Here is a 23,475-nt window from a genome sequence, read left to right on the forward strand (position 1 = left end):
TGCTCATGTGGTCTGGGCCAGCATGGCCTTCAGGGTGGCCAGCGTGTCCGCGTCGGCGATGGCCTTGTCTTCGCGCCGGCGCAGGATGCGGGGAAAGCGCACGGCGATGCCCGCCTTGTGGCGGCTCGACGCAGCGATGCCTTCGAAACCGATCTCGAACACCATCGTCGGCCGCACGCTGCGCACGGGACCGAATTTTTCTATCGTCGTCTTGCGGATGGCGGCATCGACCTGGCCGATCTCCGCATCCGTAAGGCCGGAATACGCCTTGGCGAACGGCACCAGCTTGCGCTCCTCGCCCCCCTCCTCATCCGTGTCACTGTCCCAGACGGCAAAGGTATAGTCCGTGTACAGCGACGCGCGCCGGCCGTGGCCCGTCTGGGCGTAGATCAGCACGGCGTCGATGGCATACGGGTCGATCTTCCATTTCCACCATGTGCCCACATCCTTCGTGCGGCCCACGCCATACGCGGCCGACACGGCCTTGAGCATCAAGCCTTCCACGCCGCGCGCCCGCGATTCGCTGCGGATGGCCGCCAGCGCCTCCCAGCTTGCCGCCTCGATGCGCGGCGACAGGCGCAGCGCGGAAGAGTCCACGCCGGCCACCACGGTTTCCAGCAGCGCGCGGCGCTCCAGCTGGGGCAACTGGCGGACATCGACGCCATCGATTTCCAGCACATCGTAGGCCACCAGCACGGCGGGCAGCTCGGCCAGCAGCTTGGGCGACACAGTCTTGCGGCCCATGCGTTGTTGCAAGTCGGCAAATGGCGCAGGCACGTCGCCCGGCTGCCAGATGAGGATTTCCCCATCGAGCACGGTCCCCTCGGGCAAGGCCAGCTGCGCCAGTTCGGGAAAGCGCTCCGTGATCAATTCCTCGCCGCGCGACCACAGCCAGTTCACGCCCTCGCGGCGCAGCAGCTGGGCGCGCATGCCGTCGTATTTCCATTCGGCCAGCCAGTCGCCGATGTCGCCCAGCGTCTCCGGCCCCACCTGCAAGGGGTGCGCGAGGAAGAACGGGTAAGGCTGGCCGCCGCGCAGCGCATGTTCGCCCTCCGACTGCGCGGCGATCAGTTTGAGAAAGCCCGCGCCTGTGGGGCTGACCTTGCCATCGGTCCAGCCCATCAGGCGCTGGGCGATCAGCTTGCTGTCGACGGCCGCGATGGATGCCAGCGCGCGCGTCACCAGCAATTTTGACACGCCCACGCGAAAGCCGCCGCCTATCAGTTTGAGCAACAAAAACCGTTCGCGCGTTTCCAGCTCGTCCCAGTAGGCCAGCAAGTCGGCGCGGATGGTGTCGGGCGCCGCGCCGCGCAACGGTGCGATGCGCTGCTCGACCCACTCGGCCAGGCCGATGTCGCTGCGCCTGGCGGGCGCGGGCAGGATCAGGGCGATGGTTTCGGCCAGGTCGCCCACGGCGTGGTAGGCCTCGTCGAACAGCCAGGCATCGAGGCCCGCCCGCTCGGTCGCGTACTCGCGCAACAACTTGGTGGGCACGGCCTGGCGCGGCTTGCCGCCGGCCAGGAAATACACGGCCCAGGCCGCGTTTTCCGGCGAGGCGCCGCGAAAATAGGCTTGCAGCGCCGCCAGCTTGCGGCTGGTGGAGGTGGTTTCGTCGAGTTCCGCGTACAGCCGGGCAAAGTCACGCATGGGTGACGTCCTCCGCTGCCGTGGACGCACCGGGCGCATTGTCATCGGTCTCGTCGTCGCCATATTCCGTCTCGAAGCCGCCCGCCTGCCAGCCGTTCTGCTGCAGCCAGCGCACCATCACGGGAATCGAGCCATGCGTGACGATGATGCGTTCAGCCTGCGTAGCCCGGATGGCTTGCATCAGGCCGGGCCAGTCGGCATGGTCGGACAGGACAAAACCCCGGTCCACGCCACGCCGCCGGCGCGCGCCGCGCAGCAGCATCCAGCCGCTGGCAAACGCATCGCTGTAGTCGCCGAAACGCTTCATCCACGGCGAGCCGGCGGCCGACGGCGGCGCGATCACCAGCGCCGTCTTCAGGGCCGCCTTGTCCGTGACCTCATCGACCATGACGGTGGCGGGCAAGGCCACGCCGCACTCGCGGTAGACCTGCGTCAATGCCTGCGCCGCGCCATGGCAGATGATGGGACCGATGGTCGCGTCCAGTCCCGCCAGGATGCGCTGCGCCTTGCCGAAGGCATAGCAGAACAGCACGCTGGTGCGTCCCTCGGCCGCATTCCTGCGCCACCACTGGTTGATATCGTCATAAACCTCTTGCGGCGCCTGCCAGCGGTAGATGGGCAGGCCGAAGGTCGATTCCGTGATGAATGTATCGCAGCGCACAGGCTCGAACGGTGCGCAGGTGGGGTCGGGCTGCAGCTTGTAGTCGCCGGACGCCACCCACACTTCACCGCCATGCTGCATGCGCACCTGGGCCGAGCCCAGCACGTGGCCGGCCGGATGCAGCGACACTTGCACGCCGTGGTGTTCGATCGTGTCGCCATACGCGAGTGCCTGGATGGAAACGGCGCCCATGCGCGCGCGCAGCACCTGCTCGCCGGGAGCGGCGCACAGGTAATGCCGGTGTCCGACTCTCGCATGGTCGGCGTGCGCGTGCGTGATGATGGCGCGCTCGACGGGGCGCCACGGGTCGATGTAGAACTGACCCGGCACACAATACAAGCCTTCCTTGCGCACCACCACCATATCTGCCATGCCCTGCTCCCTGCGTTAAAAAAGCGCGTTGGAATGGGCTGATTCTAGCGCGCTTGCGCCAGATCACTGTTCGGCAGCGCACCATGGCTTCATGCGGGGACAACGAATTCCGCCATGAAGGTACGCGTGGTGTTTTCTGGAAAGGCAATGGTGACCTGGTCGCCCGCCACGGACAGTACGGTGCCGATCTGGTAGCGGGGCACGCGCACGCGGCTGCCGACGGCGATCTGGGGCGCCGGTGCCGGCACAGGTACCTGGACAGGCGCCGGCGGCAACTCGTCCAGGGTGATGGGCGCGGCCAGCGCGGGCGGCGACTGGCAATTATCGCAAGTGCAGCAGCGCTCGAAATCGCCGGCATCGCCAAAGTAATCGAGCAGCAGTTTCCAGCGGCACAGGCCACTTTGCGCATACGCCACCATCTGCTCGAGCGCCTGTTTGTCGCGCTCCTGCTTGTCGACATAGACTTGCGCCAGCTGCGCAAACGAGGGCGTGGCGGCCGAGGGAGCTTTCAAGCTATAGCCCAGCTTGCGGTCCTGGCGCAGCAGCTTGCCGTCTTTCAACAGTTTCAGGCACACCTTCAAGTGGCCATCGGAAAACTCGGGCAGGCTGGACGCCAGCGCAGCGAAAGCAAACGTGGCTGGCAGTTCTTGCGCCACCGCCACGATGGCCGCCAATTCCCCTTCCGTTGGGTAATGCTTCGCCAGAAAGAATTGCTGCACCCGCTTGTCTTCCTGGAAATACAGCAAGGTGCAGCCGGCGGGCAAGCCGTCGCGCCCAGCCCGGCCCGATTCCTGGTAGTACGCTTCCAGGTTGGCCGGCACCTGCAAGTGGATGACGAAGCGCGTGTCAGGCTTGTCGATGCCCATGCCAAAGGCGTTGGTGGCCACCATGATGCGGCGTTCGCCATTCATGAACAAATCCTGGTTGTGCTTGCGCTCGCGCGCCGCCAGCTTGCCGTGGTAGCACGTAACGCTTTCGCCCAGTTCCGCCAGCCGCGCCGCCAGGTCCTCGACGGCCTTGACGGTGGCCGCATACACGATGCCCACGCCCGCCGTCTCGCGCAGCAGGCGCAAGACTTCGTCCTGTTTCTCTCCCGCATTCGTGACCTGGATCACGCGGTAGCGCAAATTGGCGCGGTAGATGCCGGTATTGATGACCTGCAGCTTGCGCGCTTCCAGTTGCGCGTCGATATCGTCTACCACTTCGCCGGTGGCCGTGGCCGTCAGCGCCAGCACGGGCGGACGGCCCAGCGCGCGCAGGGCGGCCGCGATTTCCAGGTAGGCGGGACGGAAGTCATGGCCCCACTGGGAAATGCAATGGGCTTCATCGATGACGACCAGGCTGGGCGGCGAGGCTCCCAGCAGGGACAGGAAGGCGGCACTGGTCAGGCGTTCCGGCGTGCAAAAGATGATGATCCTGCCGCCCTGGCCGATGCGGGCGATGGCCTCGCCCTCCTCCGCGCGCGACAGGCTGCTGTTGAGCTGCAAGGCTGTGATGCCCAGTTCTTGCAGCTTTTCCAGCTGGTCTTTCATCAGCGAAATCAGCGGTGACACGACCAGGGTCGCACCGGGCAACAGGGCGGCGGGCAGCTGGTAGCACAGGGACTTGCCGCTGCCGGTGGGCATGATGGCCAGGGTGTCGCGCCCGGCCAGCACGCTGTCGATGACTTCCTGCTGGCCCGTGCGCAGCCGCGCTACGCCAAAGACCGAGCGCAGCAGGCGCTGGATATGCTTGCCTGGCTTGCCGGGCTTGCCGGGCTTGCCGGATTGGTTCGCTGCACTGCTCATCATTGTCGTCCCGAAAGTAACACTGCGATGCCGGCGCCCCAGCGCCCAGGTGCAGCTACTTTACGGCCGGGCCTGGCGCACCGCCATAGGACGGGCGCCACAGCCGGCGTAGGAATTCAGGAAGCAAACAGGATGGCCCAGAACAGCATCAGCAGACCGGCAATCGACACGCACCAGACGAGCGTGCGCACGACAGGCACGCCAAACGCGTACAGGGGCAAATACAGCACGCGCGCAGCCAGGTACAGGGCGGCGCCATACAGGGTCAGCGCGCTTTCCTGCGCCGTCACGTGGGCGATCAGCACGGCGGCGGCGAACAGGGGCAGGGTTTCGAACAGGTTCGCCTGGGCCCGCCGCAAGCGGCCCGTGATCTTGCCCACGGGCGGCCCGTCGCCATCGCGCGCGCTCACGTTATAGGCCGTGCCTGTTTCGCGCGTGCGAAACAGCGCGGGCAGCAGGATTTGCAGCAGCGCCAGCACCAAAGTACAGGCCAGCATCGTCAATTCAGGGGTCATCCTTTACCTCTGCGGGTGAGACAGGCAAGCCGTGCCGGCGCATGCCTGTCAGGGTTGGTCGAGTGCCGCTTGCAACTCCATCAAATCATAAGGCTTGCGCAGGACGCTGGCGGAAAAGCCCAGTTCATCCATCGATTCCTTGCCATAGCCCGTGGAAAAGATGATGCGCATGTCCGGTTTATCGCGCAGCACCATGCGTGCCAACGCGATGCCGGACATGCCGGGCAGGCTGACATCCGTAAACAGGATATCGAAGTCTTGCTCGTTGAGCAGATCCCACGCCGCCTCGCCATCGGACACGCCGCTGACCGTGTGCCCCAGCATACCCACCAGTTCGCACACCATCAGCTGCGAATCGAGATTGTCTTCCACCACGAGTATTTTCATCGATGTCGGCATGTCACCCTGCGGTGTTGGCGCATGGCCCGTCAAGTCCAGCCCCGGCGTGCCGCTTCCCCGCACGCTGGCCGAGGTGCTGCCGGCCACGGGCGCGCCGGACCGTTCAAACTGGCGCGCGCGCATTTGCTGCTGGCGGTTGGCCAGCACATGGCGCAGCTTGCGTGCCAGCTCTTCGCGCCGGTACGGTTTGCTGAGCAATTCCACCCCCGCGTCGAGACGCCCTTCGTGCACGATGACATCCTGCGCGTAGCCCGAGGTAAACAGCACGGCGATATCGGGCTGCAACTCGCGCGCCTGGCGCGCCATCTCCGTGCTGCTGACGGGGCCCGGCATGATCACGTCCGTAAACAGCAAGTCGATCTGCGCGCCGCTGTGCAGCACGGCCAGCGCGCTTTCGCCATCCTCGGCCTTGAGCACCTTGTAGCCGAGCGCCCCGAGCATGTCAACCACGGTGGTGCGCACGCCCACGTCGTCTTCCACCACCAGCACCGTTTCTGTGCCGCCCGTGACGACGCCGCTCAGCTCCAGTTCCTCGTCCGCTTCCGCCATCAGCGAGCGGGGCAAATAGATTTTGACTCCCGTGCCCACGCCAGGTTCACTGTAGATGCGGATATGGCCGCGGCTTTGTGTGACAAAGCCATACGCCATCGACAGGCCCAGGCCCGTGCCCGCGCCTTCCGGCTTGGTCGTGAAGAACGGCTCGAACGCGCGCTGCAGCACGGGGCCGCTCATGCCGCGGCCCGTATCGGTCACCGACAGCATCACGTACTGACCTGCCGGCACGTCGACCAGGTTATGCACATACTGTTCGTCGAGCACGACGTTGCCAAGCTCGATGGTCAGCTTGCCCACGCCATCCATGGCGTCGCGCGCATTGATGGCCAGGTTGAGGATGACGTTCTCGATCTGGCTGCGGTCGATCAGGGTATTCCACAGTCCGCCGCCGCCCACGAGCACGATGTCGATCGCTTCGCCCAGGGCGCGCCGCAACAGCGCATCCATGTTGCGCACCACGCGCGCCAGATCGGCCACCACGGGTTGCAAGGGCTGGCGCCGCGCAAATGCCAGCAAATGCGACGACAGCTTGGCGCCCCGCTCGACGGCGGCAATCGCCGTGTCCAAGCGCTGGCGCATCAAGCCATCCGTGCCCGCCAGGTGATGCAGCAAATGCAAATTGCCGGAAATGATTTGCAGCACATTGTTGAAATCGTGCGCGATCCCCCCCGTCAGCTGGCCCACGGCTTCCATCTTTTGTGCCTGGCGCAAGGCGTCTTCGGCCTTGGTGCGCTCACCCACTTCCTGTTCGACCCGGTGTTCCAGCGTTTCGTTCAATTCATGCAGCGCTTTTTCCACGCGGCGCCGGTCCGTGATATCCGTCTTGACGGCGATCAGGGAACGCGTATGACCCTGCTCATCGACCAGGCGGCTGACATTGCTCGACACCCACACTTGCGAGCCATCGGGCTTCAGGTAGCGCTTTTCCAGCGAGAACGACTCGCCCGTTTCCACCAGGCGCTGGAACAGCACGCCGTTGCCAGGCACGTCTGCCGGATGCATGATGTCGTTCATGTTCAAGCTCAGCAGTTCTTCGGCGGAACGCCCCAGCATGCGGCACAGGGCGCCGTTGACGCGCTGGAAGCGGCCATCGAGGCCCAGCTCGGACAAGCCCACCGAGGCCTGGCCGAAAATGGCCGCCATGCGCTCCTGGCTGGCGTTCAGTTCATCTTCGATGTGGCGCCGCTCCGTCACGTCGAACGACACGCCGACGTAGCGGCGCTGGCCCGGCACGCGGCCGGCCACCACCTCGCCCTGGCGCGCGATCCAGCGCAGCGCACCATCGGCGGGACGGCGGATGCGGTATTCCACATATTCGAGGGGATTGGGCGCCAGATCCAGCTTGCTGGGTCCGACCTTTTGCTGGTCGCGCGCATCGACCAGGCTCACCAGCAGGCGTTCCGTCACCACTTCCTCGTCGGCAATGCCCCACAGGCGGCGGAAGGTAGGCGACACTACCATCGCGCCCGTATCGGGAAACCATTCGAAGGTGCCGATGCCGCCCGCCTGCTGGGCCAGGCGCAGCCGCTCCTCGCCTTCCATGCGCTCGGTGACGTCGATGCCTTCGACGAGGATGCCCGTGACCACGCCCTCGTCATCCTTGATGGGCTGGTAGACGAAGTCGATATGGCGCTGGCCCGTCAGCCCGTCCGCCGTCTGCAAATCCACCTTCACCTGGCGCCCTTCGAAGGGCACGCCCGTGCGGTAGACCTGGTCGAGCAGCTCGATGAAACCTTGCGCCTTGACTTCGGGCAAGGCCATTTCGACTGTCTTGCCGAGCAAATCGCGGTGCCCCACCAGGCGCAGATAATGTTCGTTCGCCAGCTCGAACACATGCTGCGGCCCGCGCAGCATGGCCATGAAGCTGGGCGCCTGCTGGAACAGGGCGCGCAGCAGCGCGCGCTCCTCGCCCAGGCGGCGGTTGGCCTCGCGCACGGCCTCGCCCTCGGCCTGCAAGGTGGTGTTGAGTTCGCCCAGCTCGGCCGTGGCCAGCTTCAGCTGGCGCCCCTCCTCCATGCGCGCCGTCAATTCCAGCGCCGTGCACAGTACGCCATCCACCTGGCCGTCGGCGCCATGCACGGGCGTGTAATACAGGTCGAAACAGACGTCCGTGCGCTGCCCGTCACGCAACAGCGGCAGGCAGCACTCGCGGTGCACCTGCGTCTCGCCGCGCAGCCCCGCTTCGAGGATGCGCGCGTTCCAGTCCCATATCTCGGGCCAGACGGCCGGCACCGTGCCGCCCAGCGCCGCCGGATGGCGCTCCCCGGCGATCTGGATGTAGTCGTCGTTGTAAATCATCACGTGTTGCGGCCCCCACATCAGCACCATCGCCATCGGCGAATGGAGCACGATGTCGACGCTGGTGCGCAAATTCGCGGGCCAGCCATCGAGGGCGCCCAGGCTGGTGGCGGACCAGTCGCGCTGGCGCAGCAGCTCGCCCATGCTGCCGCCGCCGCGCGGCCAGGCTGGCGCGCTCATGTGGACAGTCCCGCTTGCACGCGCACCTGGCACTGGCGCGGAATGCGCACCGTCGCCACCGTGCCCTGCGTCGCCGTCGAACTGAGCTCGACCGTGCCACCGTGGGCCTTGACGAACATATTCACCGTGTACAGGCCCAGCCCCAGGCCCTGCCCCGTCCTGCGTTTCTCGCCCGCCTGCTGGAACGGTTCGAACAGGGTTGGCAGCAAGGCAGCGGGAATGACGCCGCGATTGGCGATGCGCAATTCAATGCTGTCGGCATCGCGTCCGTCCAGGGCCAGTTGCACCGGCGTGCCCGCCTCGCCATGCGTGATGGCATTGCATAACAGATTCGAGATAACTTGCGACAACAAGCCCGCATCACATTGCCCGTGCAGCTCGCCCACGCTGCTGATCTCGACCAGCGGGGCCTGGCCCGCCGTCTCGAACTCGTCGACGATGGCGCGCGCCAGCGCCAGGTAGTCGTGCGTGCTGCTGCGCAACTCCATCGTGCCCGAGCGGATGCGCGCCAGGTCCAGCAACTGGTCGACCATGCGGCCCATGCGCTTGGCGCTGCTTTCGATGCGCTGCGCCGTGACGACCACCTTCGGGTGGTCGCTCATCATCGGCAACAGCATGGCGCCGTTCATCACCACCGACAGGGGCGTGCGCAAGTCGTGGCCTAGCACGGCCGTGAACAGTTCATTGAGGTGCAGCGCATGCTTGAGCTCGTCGAGCTGGGCCGACAACTCGCGTTTCTGCTGGTACAACTGGACCAGCACGGCCACCTTGCTTTGCAAGGCTTTCACGTCGATGGGCTTGTACAGGAAATCGACGGCGCCCGCCTCGTAGCCGCGGAAGCTGTAGCTCGGTTCGCGCGACGCGGCCGTGAGGAAAATCAGGGGAATGCTGCGCGTGCGCTCGCTGCCGCGTATCAGTTCGGCCAGCTCGAAACCATCCATCTGCGGCATTTGCACGTCGATCAGGGCCAGCGCCACTTCATGCGTCAACAGCAATTCCAGCGCTTGCGCGCCCGAGCTGGCCTTCAGGATGATAATACCGGGCCGTGCCAGCACGGCTTCGGCGGCGACCAGGTTTTGCGCGATGTCATCAACGACGAGGATATGGATAGGAGCGGTCACGGATCGGTCTTCAGGCATCGTCACGGCAAAATGCCATAATGTTTTGATATGGAAATTAATATTGTTTCAGTCTTTGCATATATATTACACGCACTGTCATGCCCCCATTCACTTGTCCTCCCCGTTATCCAGCAGAGCCAGGCTGGCGGCCATCTGCGGCAAATCGAGCACGCGGTCGGCGCCGGCCCGCTTGAGCGCGGCGGCCGGCATGATGCCATAGCTGGCCCGCTGCGGGTCTTGCACCCAGGCACTGCCGCCCAGCTGCCGCACGCGCGCCAGGCCCGCCGCGCCATCGGCCGAGGCACCCGTCAGGATGATGGCCAGCATGGCGCGCCGGTAGGCGTACGCGGCTGTTTCCAGCAGAATATCGATGGACGGGCGCGAAAAATACACGGGCGCTTCCTGCGACAGGGAAAAGCTGCCATCGGGTTCGACTTGCAGGTGGTAATCGGGTGGGGCGAAATACACGACCCCCGTCTCCAGAGGTTCCTTGTCCTGCGCCTCGCGCAAGGGCAAGTGGCAACGTTCCGCATACAGATGCGGCAACTGGCTCGAGCGGCCCGGCGCCAGGTGCAGCACCACCACCACGCTTGCGCGGCAGGTGGCGGGCAAGGCGCGCAGCACGATGCCCAGCGCTTCCACGCCGCCGGCCGAGGCGCCGATGGCGATCAGGCGCAGGCCGGCGGGCGGTGGCGCGACGTCGCTGGTCGGCAGCATGTCAGGCACGCTGGAAGATGCGTTCAGCCGGGCTCAGCTCGTTGAAGCTGGCCGCATGGCGGCTGAAGTGCAGGCTTTCCTTCATGCCCAGGCCCAGGAAGCCCCGGTTCACCAGCGCTTCGTGGAACAGGCCCAGGCTGCGGTCTTGCAAGTCTTTATTGAAGTAAATCATGACGTTACGGCAGGAAACCATGTGCACCTCCGAAAACACGCTGTCCGTCGCCAGGCTGTGGTCGGCGAAAACGAACTGGCGCCGCAAGCGCCGCTCAAAGATGGCGCCCTTGTAGGCGGCCGTGTAATAGTCGGACAGCGAGCGCTTGCCGCCCGCCAGCTGGTAATTCTCGCTGAACTGGGCGATGCGCTCGATCGGATAGATGCCCGCTTCGGCCGCAGCCAGCGCTTCCACATTGATATCGGTCGCGTAAATCATGCTGCGCTCAAGCAAGCCCTCTTCTTCCAGCAAGATGGCCAGCGACCACACCTCTTCCCCGCTGCTGCAGCCGGCCACCCAGATCTTGATGGAGGGATAGGTGTGCAGGATGGGCACGACTTTTTCGCGCAAGGCGCGGAAATACGCGGGATCGCGGAACATCTCGCTCACTTGCACGGTGAAAAACTGCAGCATCTGCGCGAACATGGCCGGCTCGTGCAAGATGCGGTCCTGCAATTGCGACAGGCTGGCGCAGCCGAAGCGCTCCAGGGCCTGGCGCATGCGCCGACGCAGCGACGCGACGGAATAGTCGCGGAAATCGTGCTGATACCGCAGCAGTATTCCCTCAAGCAATAACTTCAGTTCTATATCGAAAATATCGTCATCTAACAACATCCACCTCATCGGATACCAGACCGTTGAACACAGTGCAACGCACACCATGCAGCACTGCCAAATGCTAGCAGATCACTGGCGATTATCCCGCAGGGAAAATATCAGTTAGGTACGCTGGCGTACACTGCGCCATCTTTTTCAGGCATCCACGCCCTTCATCCCTTCCTCCGTGTAGCGCGCGCCCGCTGCCATGCCCAAGGGAAAGGCGGCGTTCATCGCCGCCAGTTCGGCCCCGTCCAGATGCACGGTCAGCGCGCCGAGGTTGTCGTGCAGGTAGGCGATGCGCTTGGTGCCGGGAATGGGAATGATGTCGTCGCCTTGCGCCAGCAGCCAGGCCAGCGCCAGCTGGGCCGGCGTGCAGCCTTTTGCGCGCGCGATGCCCTTGACTTGCGCGACGATGGCCTGGTTGCGCGCCAGGTTTCCGGCCGCGAAACGGGGATTGAACTGGCGAAAGTCGCCCGCGTCGAGACTGGCCGCATCGGCAATGGCACCCGTCAGGAAACCGCGCCCCAGCGGGCTGTAGGCAAAGAAACTGGCGCCCACTTCGCGGCAGGCGGCCAGCACGCCCTGCTCCGGTTCGCGCGTCCACAGCGAATATTCGCTCTGCACGGCCGCCACGGGGCAGAGCGCCGCCGCGCGCAACAGGGTGGCGGCACTTACTTCGCACAGGCCCACGGCGCGGATCTTGCCCTCTTGCAGCAGCTGCGCCAGCGCGCCCATCGATTCCTCCAGTGGCGTCTCCAGGTTCAGGCGGTGCAGGTAGAACAGGTCGATGCTCTCCACGCCCAGGCGCGCCAGCGACGCTACACATGCCTGGCGGATGTAGGCGGGGGAATTGTCGACGCGGCGCGCATAACTGCCCGCCTCGCGCGCCAGGCCGCACTTGGTGGCGACCAGGGCCTGTCCGCGATGGGCTGCCAGGAAGCGCCCCAGCAATTGCTCGTTATGGCCGAAACCGTAGGCGTCGGCCGTGTCGAACAGGGTCACGCCCGCCGCCAGCGCCGCTTCCAGGGTGGCCAGCGATTGCGCCTCGTCCGTCGCGCCATAGAATTCCGACATGCCCATGCAGCCCAGGCCCAATGCCGAGCTGGTCAAGCCGCTATGGCCGATCCGTCGTTGTTGCAGTTGCATGTAGATCTCCCTCACGTTGACTCAATGCAGCCAGTCTAGGCCGCACCGGCTGGCAAGGGAATGCGCGATTTCGTGATACCTTTCTGGTATGAGAGCCCTCGACACCCATGCCTTGACCCTGTTTTGCGCCGTCGCCCGCTGCCTGAACTTCCGCCAGGCGGCGGAACAGTTGCACATGACCCAACCGCCATTGTCGCGCGCCATCAAGGGGCTGGAAGAGCGGCTGGGCGCGCGCCTGTTCGAGCGCGACACGCAGGGCGTGGCCTTGACGCAAGCGGGCCGCACCCTGCTGCCGCAGGCGCTGCACATCCTCGATTTGCTGGAGACGGCGCAAGAATCGCTGCAGCGTGACAGCGCGCCCGCGCGCCTGCGCCTGGGCCTGACGAGTGCCGTGGCGGCCGGCCTGTTCCGCCCGCTGCTGGCGGCGCTGGAGGAGCAACTGGGCAATATTCGCCTGGAACTGAGGGCCGCACCGTCGCCGCGCCTGGTCGCGGCCGTGCGCAAGGGCCAGCTGGACGCGGCCCTGCTTGCCTTGCCCAGCGCCACGTTCGAGCTGGCCGTGCAGCCGCTGGCGCGCCAGCCCATGATGCTGGCCCTGCCCGCCGGGCACCGGCTGGCGAAAAAGCGCAAGCTCAGCCTGGCCGACATCGCGGCAGAATCGATTTACTGGTTCGAACGGGCGCGCCAGCCCGCCTTCTTCGACCATTGCCAGGTAGTTTTCCGCCGGCATGGTTTCTCGCCGATATTCCTGCGCGAAGCGCCCGACCACCATGTGCTGCTCGGCGATGTGGCGGCCGGCAAGGGCATGGCCCTGCTGGCCGACTCGTTCCGCGCGCTGCGCCTGGCTGGCGTGGCCTACCGGCCATTGGTGGAGGGCGAGGAATTGGCAGCCGGCATCGGCCTGGCCTGGCCGGAAGACCACGGCCATGCGGCCATGCCCCTGCTGCGCCGGCTGGCGCAAGAACATCTGAAAAAGTGAAGGCCGCGCGCGGATGCGCCAGACGCGCTACCATGGCGCCTTCCCCATTTTCGAGCGCCACCACGACCATGACGTTTACCATCAGCGACGCCGCCTACGGCACCGATACTCCCGCAGCCAAGCAAGCCATGTATGCGGACCTGCGCTCCCAGCTGCAAGGCTTGCTGTCGGGCGAGAGCGATTTCATCGCCAATACGGCCAACTTCAGTTCGCTGGTCTTCAATACGATGCCGGGCCTCAACTGGGCCGGCTTTTACTTCCTGAAAGGCGAGGAACTGGTGCTGGGACCGTTCCAGGGCAAGCCGGCCTGCATTCGCATCAAGAAGGGCCGCGGCGTGTGCGGCACCACTGTGGTCGAAGGCAAGTCCATCGTCGTGCAGGATGTGCACGCGTTTCCCGGCCACATCGCCTGCGACGTCAATTCCCGTTCTGAACTGGTGGTGCCCGTGTTTGCGCAGGGTCAAATCATCGGCGTGTTCGACCTCGACAGCCCCTTGCCCGGCCGCTTCGACGATGTCGACGCGCAGGGCGTCGAATCGCTGGTGCGCGTGCTGGAAGCGGCTATCGTCGCCGAATAATTAACTAATTGCCCGCCTTGACGGCGATGAATTCGCCCTTGCCGACCGTCGCCAGGCACGTCGTGTAGCGGCTGTCGGCGCGGATGGCCTCGATAAAACCGGCCATGTCCGCGTAGTGCGAACTGGCGTTGTCGACCACCAGCACGCCGCCGGCAGCCAGCACGCGATCCAGCTGCGGCCACCAGGACTCATATTGCTGGCGCGCGGAATCGAGGAAGATGAAATCGTAGGCGCCGTCCACCGCATCGCGCAGCACGTCGCCCGCGTCCGCCAGCAATTGCCCGATCACGCCCTGCAATTGTGCGCGCACAAAGTTGGCATGCGCCATGTCGAACTTGTCCTGCGCCTTTTCCACCGTCACCACGCTACCGCCCAGCGCCTGTACCGCGCGCGCCAGCCACAGGGTGGAATAACCGTTCGAGGTGCCGATTTCCAGCACCCGCCGCGCACCGCGCGCGTGCACCATCACGGCCAGCAATTCGCCCGTGTCGCGCGTGATGTTGAGCATGCGGCTGGCCCGCTCCACATGCGCCGCGTCATTGGCGTTGCCGAATGCTTCCAGTTCGCTTAACAGGGTATCGAGAGTATCGATGCTGTGCATGCCGCCTCCTTGTGCAAAACATCAGCATAGCAAGAAAACTAGGCTTTGGCACGGCGCAGGGGGCGCTTCAGATATTGCACCATCACCACGCCCAGCAGGGTCACGCCGCCGCCGATCACATCGTAGCTGTGCAAGGTTTCACCGAGGAACAGCATGGCGATAATGACCGTAAACACGGGCAGCAGATTCATCAGCGTCGTGGCGCGGCTCGGTCCCAGCTTGGCCAGGCCGTGCATCCACAAGAACGGCGCGATGATGGACGCGGGGATGCCGGCAAACAGCACCAGCGGCAAGCCGGCGCCGGTCACGGGCGGCGCGGACTGGCTCAGGTAATACACGAACAGCACGGGCACGGCGCACCACACCTGGATCAGCAGCGAGTGCCAGTTATTCAGGGGAATCTTCCAGCGCTTGAGCAGCACGCCATAGCCCGCATACGACAGACACGCCAGCAGCATCAGGGCGTCGCCCACTGCCGCGCCATGGGAAATCAGGGCGGCCGGATCGCCATGGCTGAGCAGATAGCCGAGTCCCAGCAGCGACACGAGGCCGCCAAACACGCCGCCCACGGTGGGCGCCTCTTTCAACAACAGCACGGACAGGCCCACGGCCAGCAGCGGCATCAAGGAAGCGAGGATGCCCATATTCGTCGCCGTCGTCGTTTGCGCGGCGATGTAGGCGAGGCACTGGTACATGACCATGCCCAGCATCCCCAGCACAAACAGTTTTCCCATATACGGTTTCACGATGGCCCGCTGCTTCCACACGGCGCGGCTGAAGACCAGCGCCAGCAGCACGCCGGCCAGCAGCCAGCGGTAGAACGAGATGGCGGCCGGATCGATCACGCCCACGGCCATCTTGCTGACGATGGTATTGATGGCCCAGATCAGCACGGCGATCACGGGAAACAGGTAATGCCTGGTTTGCATGCAAAGAACTCCAATATTCAAGACCGTCATTTTCGCATGGTCTGATTCCATGGATATAATGAATACCGGACAAATGATGCGAAGAACAGGACAAAGACACCATGGCCAGCAACCAGCATTTCCCCGCCGTTTCCGACGCCCTGCCCTATCCCGTGTATTTCCGCCTCGACGATTACCACGCGCACCAGCAATTCGATTACCAGAGCCATCCGTGGGGCCAACTCACGTATTGCTCCACGGGCGTGATGGAAATCATGGTGGCGGGCCAGCGCTATCTGTCGCCGCCCCAGTACGCCGTGTGGATACCGCCCGAGACGTTGCACGACGGTTATATCCGCCAGGATGTCGTGTTTCACTCGGCCTATATCGATGCCAGCCTGTGCGCGCAGTTGCCGGCGCAGCCGTGCGCGCTGGTATTGAGTCCCTTGCTCAAAGCCATACTCGGCGACTTTGCCGAACGCGGCGTCACCACGCCCGCCACCCTGGCCGACCAGCGCCTGGCGCAAGTGCTGGTCGACCAGTTGCAGCTGGCGCCGTGCAGCCGCAACTACCTGCCGGGCAGCGACGAGCCCGTCATCGCGGCGCTGCTGGCGGCCCTGCAGGCGGAGCCGGGCAGTAACCGCTCACTGGCAGAGTGGGCCGCGCAACTGCATGTCACGGAGCGCACTCTGGCGCGCCGCTGCCAGCGCGAACTGGGCATGCCGTTCGGCGAAATGGCGCCCAAAGCGCCAAGCGTTTTCCTGGCCGCCCTGCCCCTGCTGGAACAGGGAGACACCGTGCAAGCGATCGCGCTGGAACTGGGCTACAGCACGGCTTCCGCTTTCATCGCCATGTTCCGGCGCCAGAGCGGCGGCACGCCCGACCAGTTCCGCCGCGGCCTGCGCTGAAAAAGCGGACCAGGGCTGTCGGCTTTGTCATATGGGGATGCTAAAATTCAAACATCTTTCCAGAGAGCAAAAGGACGCGCATGAACCCCAGCACCGACACGGCCACCGATACCCAAGGCAGCGAGGACATGCCCCAGGCATCAGCAACGGCCGTAACGGCGCCAGCGCCCATCAAGCTCGACAAGGAAGAGATACCCACCGTCCTGGGCAAGCTTCGCACCCTGGTGCAGGACAAGACGCGTTTCGAGCCGCACGACATCACGCCGCTGGGCGAAGAAGACGTGCTGCAGGATTTTTCCCTGCAAGCCAATTACGCACTGGAAGCGCGCTTCGAGCAGCGCGTCATCAATGGCTATTTCGCGCCAGCGGGCAATGACTGCCACTGTGGCTCCCACGAGGTGGGAGCACTCGCTCACGCGCAGGAAAAGGAACGGCTGCGCCGCGCGGCGGGCAAGCTCGACAATGCCTTGCGCCAGGCGGGCCAGGCCTACAACGGCGTCGAAGCGGGCGTCTACCTGCCGCATGCCGTCAAGTACTGGCACTTGGACACTTGCAGCAACTGCATCGGCAAAGGCCGCATCAGCTGCCACACCTGCCACGGCGCGACGACGGAAACCTGCTGGAGCTGCCACGGCGGGCGCACCGTCAGCTGCGACGCCTATGGCTGCTACGGCAGCGGCAAGGTATCGTGCTCGTATTGCAGCGGCAGCGGCACGGTGTCCGAGCAGGTCACCGACTACATCACGGTGCAAGTGCCCACTACCACCTATAGCAACGGCAGCTCGCACACCAGCTACCACAGCGAAACGCGGCCCCAGTACCGCACCGAATACCGCTCTTGCTACCATTGCAGCTACGGCAAGGTCAGTTGCAGCACCTGCCACGGATCCGGCAACATCAATTGCGGCACCTGCCGCGCCAGCGGCAGCGTTACCTGCCGCACCTGCAGCGGCGTGGGCGACTTGCGCTGCAACCCCTGCGACGGCTCCGGCAAGGTGGGCAAGGCGGCCTGGGTCGACGTGCACGTGGCGCCCGGCTACAGCGTCAGCCTGCCCAAGCAGGCGCCCGACGACGCGCGCCGCATCCGTGACAAGGAAAGCGTGCACTCACTGGCCGCCATCGCCAGCAGCCTGGCCCTGGCGAAAGTGAGCATTTACAATGAAGACCAGCCGCAGGAAGTCGACGCCCTGTATGCGGCCAAGCTGCGCATCGTGCGCCTGGACGCATCGTGCAACGCAGAAAAGCACCACCTGGTGGCGTACGGCACGGACTTGCGCTGGCTGACCCTGGACGACATCGTGGAAAAGCTGCTGCGCGGCGACCTCAAGGCGCTCAGCGATGCGCTGGCCGGCAGCGCCGACGACGGCCTGTTCTCGGCCCACGTGCAGGGTTTATTGACGCCGCTGCGCGACGTGGCCGCCTCGGAATTGAACGCGGACGTGATCGAGTCTGTCCTCAGCGGCGACGCGGACCACGCGCACGTCGATGTCGTCTCCGCCGACTATGCGCAGAATGTGCGTACCTGCGTGCTCGGCGCCCTGCGCCAGGTCTACACGCGGCTGGCCAAGCAATTCTGGTGGAAAAGCGCGCTGGCCGCCCTGGCCGCCGCCATCGCCACCTGGTTCTTCGCCGGTCGCGGTGCGGCCGCCGTCGCCGGCTTGCTCGTCACGGGCGCCGGCTACTGGCTGTTCAACCGCAAGGTGAAGGCCGTGCTCAGCGAGGCGCTGGGCGGCGAGCAGCAAGCCGAGCGCGCCATGGGCATCGCCGGCAAGGGCCGCCGCAACCAGCTGGCGCAAGTGCTGATCCTCGTTCCCGCCAGCCTGGCCGTGCTGGCCGCCAGCTATGGCTTGCCTGTGCGCGTGCGCCCGGTTTCCGCGCCGCCGCAAACGGCCATGGCGTCCGTCCCTGTCGCGCCCCATGCGCCGGCCGCCGTGCCGCCGGACGCCAGTAGCGCCAAAGCCGTCAAGCTGTACGAAAATGGCGACAAGGCGCAGGCGCTGGCCATGCTGGAAAGCCTGGTCGGCAAGGGCGACGCCGGCGCGTATGGCCTGTATGGCTGGATGCTGCTGATGGGCGAAGGCAAGCCCGGCCCCGTCACGGCACCGACGGCGCAGCAGCGCGAAGCGCGCCAGCTGGCCGCCAAGCCCCTGATCGGCAAGGGCCTCGTGAAGAACGACAGCTATGCGCTGACGGCGAAAGGCGTGATGCTGGCCGAAGGCTGGCAGGAACCGCGCAACATGGCGCGGGGACTCGACCTGCTGAAACAGGCCGCGAACAAGGGCAATGCGCAAGCCATGCATTTATTGGGGCTGTACCATGTGCGCGGCTACCAGATCCCCGTCAACCACAAGGAAGCGCGCAAATGGTTCACCCTGGCCGCCGACAAGGGCAGCGCGGGCGACATCTACAACCTGGGACTGATGGACTGGGAAGGCGCGGGCCTGAAACGCCCCGACCGCGCCAGCGCCATGCAGCGCTGGAAGATCGCCGCCGCCATGGGCGAGGAGCGCGCGATCAAGGCCGTGGCCCAGGGACAGCCTTAAGGAGCACCTGAGAAAAAGCCCATGGCGTTGTTGCGTTGCCTGGCCGTACGTTCGTACTGCCTGCGGCAACGCGCCTAGCCCTGAGCATTTTTCAGGCGCTCCAGCAGAGCAGCGGAAAAAGTCGCCGCTTTTTGATTTTTACACCGCCGCCAGCGCCTGCAGGGCCATCGGGTTCGGCGTCGGCTCGCCGACTTTGGTCAGCAGGTTGCGGTCCGTATGGTGGAACGGTTCATCCTTGCCACGGATCAGCATGACCGTGTCTTCGTCGTAGCCCCAGGTGCCATCGGCGTGGATATCGACCTTGATGCGGTATTCGACGGTGGTGAACGCATGTTCGAGGAAAGGGTTCGAGCAGATGCCGTACGCCGTCGAATCGCGCTTGGCCACCAGTTCGAAACTGGTGGCGTCCGCCGTCGTCGTGCCGGACGCCATGGCGATCTGGCCGCGCGGGATGGCCAGGGTCTGGATCACGGCGCCCGTGGCCGGCTCCCACAGCCAGTAGCCCACCTGTTCATGATACGTTTTGACTTGATCCGGCTTGGTGATGTGGATGTAGTAGCGCAAGCCGTAGAACAGTTGCGGGCCGTTGGTGACGGGGTCGATCGGTTGCAGTTCGATGCGCTCGACGAAAGCCTGCTTGCGCGGGCCGTCGGCCTTCGGCTTGACGTCCAGGCCGCGCGTGCCTGTCCAGATGCCGGCCATGCCGGTCAATGGGCCCAGGTTGTTCAGGGTGTGCACGTCGGCGGACGGCTCGGTATAGATATCTTCGGGAAAATCGCTCATGCGGAAATCTTCAAAATGGGGCAACAGTGCTTGCCGCCATTGTAAGATGCACGCCGCCCGAGGGCAAAGCGCCAGCCGTCAGGGAAACTGCGTAGTGTGGCGCTCGATAAACAGCAGGGCCGCGGCAGCCAGCGCGGGGCGCTGCGTTTCAAACACGGCTTCATCGCGCGTTTGCAGCAGGTTGGCGGCCACCTCGGGCAGGCCCAATGCACCGGCGATGATCGCCGCCACCGCGTCGATGTTCGCGTACAGCGCGCTGTCGAAGCCTTCCCAGTCCACATAGGCCAGCCACTCGGCCAGCGTGAGCACGCATGCCACTTCCGGCGCCAGGGCCGCGATACGTTCGGCACGCAGCACGCTGTCGCTGCGGATGCCTTCGTGCTGCAGCACGGCCAGCGCCACGTGCTGCAGCGCGTCGTCCGGATCGCGCCGGTACTTGTTCAGCAGACGCTGCGTCAGCGTGTAGCGTTCCACGTCGATGCCGCGCAGGGCGGCCGCCACGTCGCCATCATGCAGCGCCAGGTGGCGCGCCGCGCAAGCGACATCCACGCCGGCTTTCGCGGCGACGATATCGGTGAGCTGCTGCCGGCGCGCCTCATCCATGCTTACACCAGCGGGTCGGTCGAACCGGTCAGCGTGAAAATCTCGAAACCCGTTTCCGTCACGGCCAGCGAGTGTTCGAACTGCGCCGACAGCGAACGGTCTTTCGTCACCGTCGTCCATTTGTCCGGCAAGACCTTGACCTGGTAGCTGCCCACGTTGAGCATCGGTTCAATGGTAAAGATCATGCCCGGTTCCAGCACGATGCCCGTGCCGGCGCGGCCATAATGCAGCACTTGCGGCGTGTCGTGGAAGACCTGGCCCACGCCATGGCCGCAGAAATCGCGCACGGAAGAAAAGCCCTGCGCCTTGGCCACCGCTTCAATGGCGGCGCCCACGTCGCCCAAGGTAGCCCCGGGACGCACGGTGTGGATGCCGGCCATCATGGCGTCATACGCCGTGTTGACGAGGCGGTTGGCCAGGATGGAGACGGCGCCCACCTTGAAGGTGCGGCTGGTGTCGCCGAACCAGCCGTTGAACTTCGGCGTCACATCGATATTGAGGATGTCGCCCACTTTCAGGATCTTCGTTTCGGACGGGATGCCGTGCGTGACCACGTGATTGACGGAGATGCAGCTGGCGTGCTTGTAGCCGTGGTAGTCGATGGTGCCGGGGATGGCGCCGGCGGCGCGCATGAACTCTTCGCACAGGGCGTCGAGTTTGGCCGTCGACACGCCAGGCTTGATGAAAGGCGCGATGTAGTCGAGCGTGTCGGCGGCGATACGGCCGGCCGCGCGCATGCCGATGAAACCTTCTTCGTCGTGCAGGGGGATTTTCTTGCCGTGTTCAAGCTGGGTGGAATAGCGCATGGTTTTCTTCTTGGTTAGTGTGTGGTGTGGGCGGCCCAGCCGCGCACGGCATCGTGCGAGGCGCGCAGCATGGCGTCGACGCTGGCAGGTATCGGCCGCTCCTGGGTCAGGTAAGGCTTGACGACGGCCACGGGGGCGTCGATCAGGACAAATTTGAGCAGCATGTGATCGAGGTCCAGTTCCGTGGTGGCGGGCATGGCTTCGGCGCAGCGGACAAAGCAGGCGTCGAGCGCGGCCTGCTCTTCTTCGACGGCGGCCAGCAACTCCTCGCTGAGGCCACTGCTGAAATCGGGGCTGTCCGCGCATTGCAGCAGGAAGCGCGCATACACGGGCTTGCGCCGGCACCAGTCCAGCAAGCCGTGCACGCCGGCCCAGGTGTCGCCGCCGAGCCAGCGGCTGGCTACTTCCTCGCGGAAGTCGCTCTTCACGCGCAGCCAGGCGCGCGCCAGGATGGCGTTGCGCGAATCGAAGCGGTGATACACGGAGCCGATGGGCGCACCGGCCTTGACGGCGATGGCGGCCATCGAGACGGCACCCACGCCGCACTGGGCGGCGACGGCAATCGCGCTGTCGATGAAGTTGTTTTCGTTGAATTTGGCTAGTCTGACCATTCAAATAGAATACAGATTCTATTTGAATCCGTCAAGCGCTCCCGTTCGGCGAAGACGGGACAAACAAGAGTTGCCTCGCTGCCTTACAATGGTATGCACGAACCGCCACAAGGAGAATCCGCTTGCTTACGCCCCCCTTCATCGCCTCCTCCCGCTTCGACGATCCACGCCTGGCGCTGGAACAAGTGCAAGCCATCTACCGCAGCAGCATCGAACACTTGCGCGATGCGCTGCAGCGTTTTGTCGCCGGCGAAGACATGCACGAAAGAGTGCGCGCCTGCTACCCCTTCGTGCGCATCCAGACGGACACCGTGGCGCGCGCCGACTCGCCGCTGGCCTACGGCTTTGTCGCCGGCCCCGGCGTGTTTGAAACCACCCTGACGCGCCCCGACCTGTTCGGCGATTATTACCTCGACCAGTTCACCCTGCTGCTGAAAAACCATAACAGCGGCCAGAAGGTGCACCTGGAAGTGGGCGTGAGCGCCCAGCCCATTCCCGTGCACTTCTCGTTCGCCGAGCATGACCATATCGAAGGCAATATGGACGCGGGCCGCCGCCTGGCCATGCGCGACCTGTTCGACCTGCCCGACCTGTCGGCCATGGACGACGGCATCGCCAACGGCACGCACGAACCGGCGCATGGCGAAGCGCAGCCGCTGTCCCTGTTCACGGGGCCGCGCGTGGATTACTCGCTGCAGCGCCTGCGCCACTACAGCGGCACGTCGCCGCAGCATTTCCAGAACTTCGTCCTGTTTACCAATTACCAGTTCTACATCGATGAATTCATCCGCCTGGGCCACGCCATGATGGACCGCGCGCCCGATACGGCCGCGCCATCGGACGACGATGGCTATATCGCCTTTGTCGAACCGGGCAACGTCGTCACGCGCCGGGTCGGCCAGACGGTCGAAAGCGAGGATGCGCTGGGCGCCGCGCCGCCGCGCCTGCCGCAGATGCCCGCCTACCACCTGCTGCGCGCGGACGGCAGCGGCATCACCATGGTCAATATCGGCGTCGGTCCCGCCAATGCCAAGACCATCACCGACCATATCGCCGTGCTGCGTCCGCACGCCTGGCTGATGCTCGGCCATTGCGCGGGCTTGCGCACTACGCAAAGCCTGGGCGACTACGTGCTGGCGCATGCGTATGTGCGCGAAGACCATGTGCTCGACGAAGACTTGCCGCTGTGGGTGCCGATCCCGCCGCTGGCGGAAATCCAGCAGGCGCTGCAAACGGCCGTGGCGGAAATCACCCAGCTGACGGGGCACGATCTGAAACACATCATGCGCACGGGGACCGTGGCCAGCACGGACAACCGCAACTGGGAACTGCTGCCGCAGCGCACGCCGGAACGCCGTTTCAGCCAGAGCCGCGCCATCGCGCTGGACATGGAAAGCGCGACGATCGCCGCCAACGGCTTCCGCTTCCGCGTCCCCTACGGCACCCTGCTGTGCGTGAGCGACAAGCCGCTGCACGGCGAAATCAAGCTGCCCGGCATGGCCAATCACTTCTACCGCGAGCGGGTCGACCAGCATCTGCGCATCGGCATCCGCGCCGTGGAACTGCTGCGCCGCCAGGGCGTGGACCGGTTGCACAGCCGCAAGCTGCGCAGCTTTGCGGAAGTGGCGTTTCAGTAAGCGCCGCATTTGCCACGCAAGCCGCCCTCGCCGGGCGGCTTTTTTTTTGCCTCGCACCCAGTCACGGCAATGCCGCCCCCCTGCCTTATACGACGAAAATATCGTCACAAAAAAACAACAGCTGTCTAGACAGGTAGCAGGCAAACACCGAACTTTCAACGATCATTTTCCCTAATGGCAAATTTAATTTATTTAACAATTGGAATTTAATACTTTCCTGCTCATCACAAATTAAATTCATGTCTCGTCATTCTGGTGTGTGCCATGCGCATGCACAAATACCCGGCAGTTCTTGACAGTCAAGATCAA

The 23,475-nt window shown here is 64.8% G+C and carries 20 protein-coding genes; 5 read left to right on the top strand and 15 right to left on the bottom strand.

Annotation, left to right across the window (positions count from 1 at the left end):
- Positions 1 to 3: 3 nt before the first annotated feature.
- From JAB1_RS17375 to JAB1_RS17415, 9 genes are all read right to left on the bottom strand, one after another.
- Positions 4 to 1,647, bottom strand: a complete 1,644-nt coding sequence (locus tag JAB1_RS17375; protein ID WP_139144595.1) for an ATP-dependent DNA ligase — start codon at positions 1,645 to 1,647, stop codon at positions 4 to 6.
- On the bottom strand, positions 1,640 to 2,680 hold the full coding sequence (locus JAB1_RS17380) for a ligase-associated DNA damage response exonuclease (RefSeq protein ID WP_070281148.1): 1,041 nt from the start codon (positions 2,678 to 2,680) through the stop codon (positions 1,640 to 1,642). The genes JAB1_RS17375 and JAB1_RS17380 overlap by 8 nt, the downstream gene beginning before the upstream one ends.
- Positions 2,681 to 2,769: 89 nt before the next feature.
- The gene (locus JAB1_RS17385) at positions 2,770 to 4,467 is read right to left on the bottom strand and encodes an ATP-dependent DNA helicase RecQ (RefSeq protein WP_070281150.1); all 1,698 of its coding nucleotides are present in this window, start codon (positions 4,465 to 4,467) and stop codon (positions 2,770 to 2,772) included.
- A gap of 116 nt (positions 4,468 to 4,583) precedes the next feature.
- The gene (locus JAB1_RS17390; RefSeq protein ID WP_034783403.1) at positions 4,584 to 4,982 is read right to left on the bottom strand and encodes an MAPEG family protein; all 399 of its coding nucleotides are present in this window, start codon (positions 4,980 to 4,982) and stop codon (positions 4,584 to 4,586) included.
- A gap of 48 nt (positions 4,983 to 5,030) precedes the next feature.
- Positions 5,031 to 8,414, bottom strand: a complete 3,384-nt coding sequence (locus JAB1_RS17395; protein ID WP_070281152.1) for a PAS domain S-box protein — start codon at positions 8,412 to 8,414, stop codon at positions 5,031 to 5,033.
- Complete coding sequence (locus JAB1_RS17400) at positions 8,411 to 9,535, bottom strand: hybrid sensor histidine kinase/response regulator (protein ID WP_070281153.1); 1,125 nt, start codon at positions 9,533 to 9,535, stop codon at positions 8,411 to 8,413. Before JAB1_RS17400 ends, JAB1_RS17395 begins: the two co-directional genes overlap by 4 nt.
- A gap of 108 nt (positions 9,536 to 9,643) precedes the next feature.
- Positions 9,644 to 10,252 (bottom strand): chemotaxis protein CheB, encoded by a 609-nt coding sequence (locus JAB1_RS17405; RefSeq protein ID WP_070281155.1) that lies wholly within the window; start codon positions 10,250 to 10,252, stop codon positions 9,644 to 9,646.
- Between the two features lies 1 nt (position 10,253).
- Positions 10,254 to 11,078 carry a CheR family methyltransferase gene (locus JAB1_RS17410; protein ID WP_254672145.1) on the bottom strand — a complete coding sequence of 275 codons (825 nt, stop codon included), beginning with the start codon at positions 11,076 to 11,078 and terminating at the stop codon, positions 10,254 to 10,256.
- 138 nt (positions 11,079 to 11,216) lie between these two features.
- The gene (locus JAB1_RS17415; protein ID WP_217494305.1) at positions 11,217 to 12,209 is read right to left on the bottom strand and encodes an aldo/keto reductase; all 993 of its coding nucleotides are present in this window, start codon (positions 12,207 to 12,209) and stop codon (positions 11,217 to 11,219) included.
- Positions 12,210 to 12,297: 88 nt separating this feature from the next.
- Here JAB1_RS17415 and JAB1_RS17420 point away from each other — a divergent pair, with 88 nt between their 5' ends.
- Both JAB1_RS17420 and JAB1_RS17425 read left to right on the top strand, forming a co-directional pair.
- Positions 12,298 to 13,188 carry a LysR family transcriptional regulator gene (locus JAB1_RS17420; protein WP_070281160.1) on the top strand — a complete coding sequence of 297 codons (891 nt, stop codon included), beginning with the start codon at positions 12,298 to 12,300 and terminating at the stop codon, positions 13,186 to 13,188.
- A gap of 128 nt (positions 13,189 to 13,316) precedes the next feature.
- Positions 13,317 to 13,766, top strand: coding sequence for a GAF domain-containing protein (locus JAB1_RS17425; RefSeq protein WP_170846345.1), 450 nt, complete (start codon positions 13,317 to 13,319; stop codon positions 13,764 to 13,766).
- Positions 13,767 to 13,770: 4 nt separating this feature from the next.
- Here the strand turns inward: JAB1_RS17425 and JAB1_RS17430 are convergent, their stop codons facing one another.
- Both JAB1_RS17430 and JAB1_RS17435 read right to left on the bottom strand, forming a co-directional pair.
- Positions 13,771 to 14,367: a class I SAM-dependent methyltransferase gene (locus JAB1_RS17430; RefSeq protein ID WP_070281164.1), complete on the bottom strand. Its 597-nt coding sequence runs from the start codon at positions 14,365 to 14,367 to the stop codon at positions 13,771 to 13,773.
- Between the two features lie 38 nt (positions 14,368 to 14,405).
- On the bottom strand, positions 14,406 to 15,296 hold the full coding sequence (locus tag JAB1_RS17435) for a DMT family transporter (RefSeq protein ID WP_070281166.1): 891 nt from the start codon (positions 15,294 to 15,296) through the stop codon (positions 14,406 to 14,408).
- A gap of 101 nt (positions 15,297 to 15,397) precedes the next feature.
- Here JAB1_RS17435 and JAB1_RS17440 point away from each other — a divergent pair, with 101 nt between their 5' ends.
- A complete protein-coding gene (locus JAB1_RS17440) occupies positions 15,398 to 16,183 on the top strand; it encodes a helix-turn-helix transcriptional regulator (RefSeq protein ID WP_070281168.1) in 786 nt (261 codons plus the stop codon).
- An 80-nt stretch (positions 16,184 to 16,263) separates the two neighbouring features.
- A complete protein-coding gene (locus JAB1_RS17445; RefSeq protein WP_070281170.1) occupies positions 16,264 to 18,726 on the top strand; it encodes an SEL1-like repeat protein in 2,463 nt (820 codons plus the stop codon).
- 138 nt (positions 18,727 to 18,864) lie between these two features.
- On the opposite strand, the gene JAB1_RS17450 is transcribed toward JAB1_RS17445, so the two are convergent.
- From JAB1_RS17450 to JAB1_RS17465, 4 genes are all read right to left on the bottom strand, one after another.
- Positions 18,865 to 19,509, bottom strand: a complete 645-nt coding sequence (locus JAB1_RS17450) for a heme-binding beta-barrel domain-containing protein (protein WP_070260323.1) — start codon at positions 19,507 to 19,509, stop codon at positions 18,865 to 18,867.
- 78 nt (positions 19,510 to 19,587) lie between these two features.
- Positions 19,588 to 20,112: a hypothetical protein gene (locus JAB1_RS17455; RefSeq protein ID WP_070281171.1), complete on the bottom strand. Its 525-nt coding sequence runs from the start codon at positions 20,110 to 20,112 to the stop codon at positions 19,588 to 19,590.
- Positions 20,113 to 20,114: 2 nt separating this feature from the next.
- Positions 20,115 to 20,918, bottom strand: a complete 804-nt coding sequence (map, locus tag JAB1_RS17460) for a type I methionyl aminopeptidase (protein ID WP_070281172.1) — start codon at positions 20,916 to 20,918, stop codon at positions 20,115 to 20,117.
- Between the two features lie 14 nt (positions 20,919 to 20,932).
- Positions 20,933 to 21,529 (bottom strand): TetR/AcrR family transcriptional regulator, encoded by a 597-nt coding sequence (locus tag JAB1_RS17465; protein WP_034783384.1) that lies wholly within the window; start codon positions 21,527 to 21,529, stop codon positions 20,933 to 20,935.
- Positions 21,530 to 21,651: 122 nt separating this feature from the next.
- On the opposite strand from JAB1_RS17465, the gene JAB1_RS17470 reads away from it, so the two are divergent.
- Positions 21,652 to 23,166, top strand: coding sequence for an AMP nucleosidase (locus JAB1_RS17470; protein WP_070281173.1), 1,515 nt, complete (start codon positions 21,652 to 21,654; stop codon positions 23,164 to 23,166).
- Positions 23,167 to 23,475: the final 309 nt, after the last annotated feature.

Origin of the sequence: Janthinobacterium sp. MP5059B, from assembly GCF_001758645.1 — a bacterium.
Classification (GTDB): domain Bacteria; phylum Pseudomonadota; class Gammaproteobacteria; order Burkholderiales; family Burkholderiaceae_D; genus Janthinobacterium; species Janthinobacterium lividum.